Source organism: Streptomyces sp. NPDC097981 (assembly GCF_040302565.1).
Lineage (GTDB): Bacteria > Actinomycetota > Actinomycetes > Streptomycetales > Streptomycetaceae > Streptomyces.
Map to the genome: position 1 here is coordinate 1 of NZ_JBEORW010000128.1, position 5,028 is coordinate 5,028.

Annotated in this window: 2 protein-coding genes; both read left to right on the forward strand. The window is 71.6% G+C overall.

Annotated elements, in window-relative coordinates; genetic code table 11:
* The coding region (locus ABTY04_RS40205) for a non-ribosomal peptide synthetase (RefSeq protein WP_352218387.1) at positions 1–3,584 on the forward strand (3,584 nt) is incomplete at its 5' end.
* Positions 3,584–5,028, forward strand: a 1,445-nt coding sequence (locus tag ABTY04_RS40210; protein WP_352218388.1) for a condensation domain-containing protein, incomplete at its 3' end; no start/stop codon positions are given. The genes ABTY04_RS40205 and ABTY04_RS40210, both read left to right, overlap by 1 nt.

Here is a 5,028-nt window from a genome sequence, read left to right on the forward strand (position 1 = left end):
GCGCTGCCTTCGCTGAGGTCCTGGGCGTGGAGAGCGTGGGCGTCGACGACGACTTCTTCGCCCTGGGCGGCCACTCCCTCCTCGCCGTCCGGCTGGTGGAATGGCTGCGCGGCCACGGCGTGTCCGTGTCCGTACGGGCGCTGTTCCAGACGCCGAGCGTGGCGGGCCTGGCCGCGGTGGCCGGGGCCGAGCAGGTCGACGTACCGGCGAACGCCATCCCCGAGGGTGCGCGGGAGATCACCCCGGAGATGCTGCCGCTGGTGGACCTGACCGCCGATGAGGTGGCGCGGATCGTCGCGACCGTCGAGGGCGGCGCCGCCAACATCGCGGACGTCTACCCGCTGGCCCCGCTCCAGGAGGGTCTGCTCTTCCACCACCTCCTCGCCGACGGCGGCGAGGACGCCTACGTCACCCCGAGGGTCGTGGAGTTCGACTCCCGCGAGCGGCTGGACGCCTTCACGGAGGCGCTGCAGCAGGTCGTGGACCGGCACGACATCTACCGGACCGGGATCGTGTGGGAAGGCCTGCGCGAGCCGGTGCAGGTGGTGTGGCGACACGCCGTCCTCCCGGTCGAGGAGGTCCAGCTGGACCCCCTCGCCACGGATCCCGCGGGTGAGCTGGTGGCCCGGGTCGGCCTGTCCATGGACCTGAGGCGGGCGCCGCTGATCCACATGCACCTGGCGGCAGCGGCCGACGGCCGCTGGCTGGTGCTGCTGCGCATGCACCACATGGTCCAGGACCACACCGCGATGGAGGTGATCCTCGGCGACGTCCAGGCGTTCCTCGACGGGCGTGGTGCGGAGCTGCCCGAGCCGCTGCCGTTCCGCGACTTCGTGGCGCAGGCCCGGGCCGGTGTGGACAGCGGGGAGCACGAACGGTTCTTCGCCGAGCTGCTGGGCGATGTCGACGAGCCCACCGCCCCGTACGGGCTGGTGGACGTGCGCGGTGTCGGTTCGGACGTGGCGCGAGCGCTGGGTCAGCTGGAGGAGGGCGTCTCCGGGCGGCTGCGGGACGTCGCCCGGCGGCTCGGTTCGAGCCCGGCGACGGTGATGCACGTGGCGTGGGCGCGGGTGCTGGCCGCGGTCAGCGGCCGCGAGGACGTGGTCTTCGGCACCGTCCTGTTCGGCCGGATGAACGCCGGCGCCGGATCCGACCGGGTGGCGGGTCCGTTCATCAACACGCTGCCCGTCCGGGTGCGGATGGACGAACTGGGCGCGCTGGCGGCGGTGTCCGCGATGCGCGACCAGCTGGCCGGTCTGCTGGAGCACGAGCACGCTCCGCTCGCCCTGGCCCAGCAGGCCAGCGGCGTACAGGGGGACACCCCTCTCTTCTCCTCGCTCTTCAACTACCGGCACAACTCCGGTCCTGGTGAGGGCGAGGGAGCCGGTTCCGCTCTCGAAGGGATCCGGACGGTCTTCTCCCGCGAGCGGACCAACTACCCGCTGTCGGTGTCGGTCGACGACGACGGCACGGAGATCGGCCTGGCCGTCGACGCGGTCGCCTCGGTGGACGCCGAGGCCGTCGCGGCCCTGGTCGCCACGGCCACGGACAACCTGGTCACGGCGATCGAGGAAGCCCTGGACGGCGCCCCCGACCAGCCGCTGAGCTCGGTCGACGTACTCGGCGAGGCCGAGCGCCACCGGATGCTGGTGGACTGGAACGACGGCACCGAGCAGGTGCCCGTGGACTCGCTGCCCGCGCTGTTCGACGCGCAGGCGAAGCGGACCCCGGACGCTGTGGCCGTCCAGTTCGGCGACACGCGGCTGACGTACGCCGAGCTGGACGCCCGGTCGAACCGGCTGGCGCGACTGCTCGTGTCCCGGGGCGTCGCACCGGAGTCCCTGGTCGCCGTATGCCTCGACCGGTCGGTGGACCTGGTGGTCTCCCTCCTCGCCGTGGTGAAGGCGGGCGGCGCCTACCTGCCGATCGACCCGAGCTACCCGGCCGAGCGCATCGCCTTCGTCCTGGGCGACGCGACCCCCGTGACCGTGGTCACGGACCGCGAGACCCGCGACCGGCTGCTCGGCCCCGAGGACGCGCGCGTCCTCGCGGTGGTCGCCCTGGACGACCCGGCCGTGGCCGGTGAGCTGGACGGCCTGGACGCCGCACGGCTGACGGACGCGGACCGGGCGGGCAGCCTGCTGGCCTCCCACCCCGCGTACGTGATCTACACCTCGGGGTCGACCGGACAGCCCAAGGGCGTGGTCGTCACCCATGCCAACGTGGCGCGCCTCTTCGGTGCGACACGGAACTGGTTCGAGTTCGGAGCCGAGGACGTGTGGACTTGGTTCCACTCCTTCGCCTTCGACTTCTCGGTCTGGGAACTGTGGGGCGCCCTGCTGCACGGCGGCCGCCTTGTCGTCGTCCCGTTCGAGGTGTCGCGCTCCCCGCAGGACTTCCTGCGGCTGCTCGTCCGCGAACGGGTGACGGTGCTCAACCAGACGCCGTCCGCCTTCTACCAGCTGATGCAGGCGGAGGCGCAGGAGCCGGAGCTGGGACAGGAACTAACCCTGCGCACAGTGGTGTTCGGTGGCGAGGCCCTGGACCCGGCCCGGCTGCGGGAGTGGTACTCCCGCCACCCGCAGGACGCGCCGGTGCTGGTGAACATGTACGGGATCACCGAGACCACCGTGCACGTCACCTACGCGGCACTGGACGAGGCCGCGGCCACCGACGGAGCCCCGAGCGCCATCGGCCGCCAGATCCCCGATCTGCGGCTGTACGTCCTGGACGGGAAGCTCAAGCCCGTACCCGTCGGGGTGCCGGGTGAGCTGTACGTGGTCGGCGCCGGCCTGGCGCGGGGCTATCTGAACCGTCCCGGGCTGACCTCGGACCGGTTCGTGGCCTCCCCGTACGCCGACGCGGGCGAGCGGATGTACCGCACCGGCGACGTGGTCCGGTGGGACGCGGAGGGGAACCTGGAGTTCGTCGGCCGCGCTGACGATCAGGTCAAGGTCCGGGGCTTCCGGATCGAGACCGGCGAGATCGAGGCCGTACTGGCCGCGTGCCCGCAGCTCGCCCAGGCCGCGGTCGTCGTCCGTGAGGACACACCCGGTGACAAGCGGCTCGTCGCCTACGTCGTCCCCGTGGACGCAGTGGACGCAGTGGACGCCGGGGAGCCGGCCGCGGGTGACGGACTTGCCGGAACCGTCCGGCAGTTCGCGACCGAACGCCTGCCCGGGTACATGGTCCCGGCAGCCGTCGTGGTCATGGACGACCTGCCGTTGACCGTGAACGGAAAGCTGGACCGCAAGGCGCTGCCGACACCGGAATACGCCGTCACGGCGGGATCCGGCCGGGGTCCGTCGACCCCCGAGGAAGAGGCCCTGTGTGGAGCGTTCGCCCAGGTGCTGGGGCTGGATAAGGTCGGTGTGGACGACGACTTCTTCGCCCTCGGCGGGCACTCGCTCCTTGCCGTACGGCTGGTGAGCCGGATCCGGGTGGCGCTGGGCGTGGAGGTCGGGATCGGGACGCTGTTCGAAGCGCCGACGGTCGCGGGTCTCGCACAGCAGCTCGGAAAGAAGAAGTCAGCAAAGCGGCCGGCGTTGCGGCCCATGCGTACGCGTACCCAGGGGGATTCCTGATGTTTCCGTTGTCATTCGCCCAGCGCCGTCTGTGGTTCGTCGAGCAGCTCGAGGGCCCCGGCCCGACCTACAACATCCCCATGGCCATGCGGCTGTCCGGCCAGGTGGACAGCGGGGCACTGAACGCCGCCCTGCGCGACGTGATGGACCGGCACGAGGTCCTGCGCACCGTGTTCACCGTCGCCGGCGGTGAGCCGCACCAGCGGGTGCTGGAACTCGCGGACCTCACCTGGAAGCTCGACGTCGTGGACCTGTCCACGACGCCGGGCGCGGTCAACGTGCACGCCGCGGTGGCCGAGACGGCGAGCCACGCCTTCGACCTGTCCTCCGAAGTGCCCATCCGGGCCTGGCTGTTCACGGTGGCGCCCGACGACCACGTGCTCCTCGTGGTGGTCCATCACATCGCCGCCGACGGCTGGTCGATGGGACCGCTGGCCCGTGACGTCTCCGCCGCGTACGCCGCGCGCCAGGAGGGGCGGGCGCCCGAGTGGGAGCCGCTGCCGGTGCAGTACGCGGACTATGCGATGTGGCAGCGCGAACTGCTCGGCGACGACCAGGACCCGGACAGCGTCGTCTCCCAGCAGATGGCCTACTGGCGCGAAGCGCTGGCCGGGATCCCCGAGGAACTGGCGCTGCCCTTCGACCACGCGCGCCCCACGGTCGCCAGCTATCAGGGCCACACCGTGTCGCTGAACATCCCGGCGGAGGTTCACGGCCGACTCGCGGAGCTGGCCCGGGCCGAAGGCGCCACGACCTTCATGGTCCTCCAGGCCGCCCTGGCGGTGCTGCTGTCGCGGTTCGGTGCGGGGACGGACATCCCCATCGGCGCCGCGGTCGCGGGGCGCACCGACGAAGCCCTCGACAACATGGTGGGGCTGTTCGTCAACACCCTGGTCATGCGCACGGACCTGTCGGGGGACCCGACGTTCCGCGAACTGCTGTCCCGCGTCCGGAAGTCGGGCATCAGCGCGTTCGCCCATCAGGACGTGCCGTTCGAGCGGCTGGTCGAGGAACTCGCCCCGACGCGCTCCCTGGTCCGTCACCCGCTGTTCCAGGTGATGCTCACCCTCCAGAACAACGCGGAGGCGGCCCTGGACCTGTCGGGTGCTGAGCCGACGAGCAGGGTCTCGGCGGGTACGTCCGCCGCCAAGTTCGACCTCGAGTTCAGTGTCGGCGAGTCCTTCGGGCCCGGCGGTGTGCCGGCGGGTCTGCGTGGCGCGGTGGTCGCGGCGGCGGACCTGTTCGACGTGGCGTCGGTGGAACGTCTGATCGAGGGCCTGGTTCGGGTGCTGGGCGCGGTGGCCGCGGAGCCGGAACTCCGGCTGGGTGCGGTGGACGTGCTCAGTGCTGCTGAGCGGCATGAGCTGGTGTCGGGGTGGAATGACACGGCGGTTGAGTTGCCGGTGGGGTCGCTGGGTGGGTTGTTCGAGGCTCAGGTGGCGCG